This is a genomic window from Pseudomonas sp. 1152_12 (assembly GCF_052850675.1).
Genome location: NZ_VXCW01000068.1, coordinates 1 through 301 on the forward strand (window position 1 = coordinate 1; position 301 = coordinate 301).

Below are 301 nucleotides of genomic sequence, written 5' to 3' on the forward strand. Positions count from 1 at the left end.
GTGGTGTTATCGGTGTCCGGAGTATCAGTCACTGTCGTGGTGACTTTATCGGTCCCAGGAACCAGGTTTTCGAAGTGCTCGCCGCCAGTCACGCCTTTGATGGCCGTGGTAACGGTTTGATCACCTTTGTACACATCATCTGGAGCTACAACCGTGACGTTGCCGCTGGACTGGTTCACACCAATGGTGATGGTTTTACCGTTATCCAGAGTGACAGTCAGCGGGTTGGTGATGTTAGTTACTGCCGCGCCGTTCTTATCCACAAGGCTGGCGGTGTAGACGATATTGCCGCCTTCGCCAA

General features: G+C 53.5%; 1 protein-coding gene. It reads right to left on the reverse strand.

The window, feature by feature from the left end:
• Positions 1–301: immunoglobulin-like domain-containing protein (locus tag FW764_RS28145; RefSeq protein ID WP_446436729.1), on the reverse strand; the 301-nt coding region annotated here is incomplete at both ends.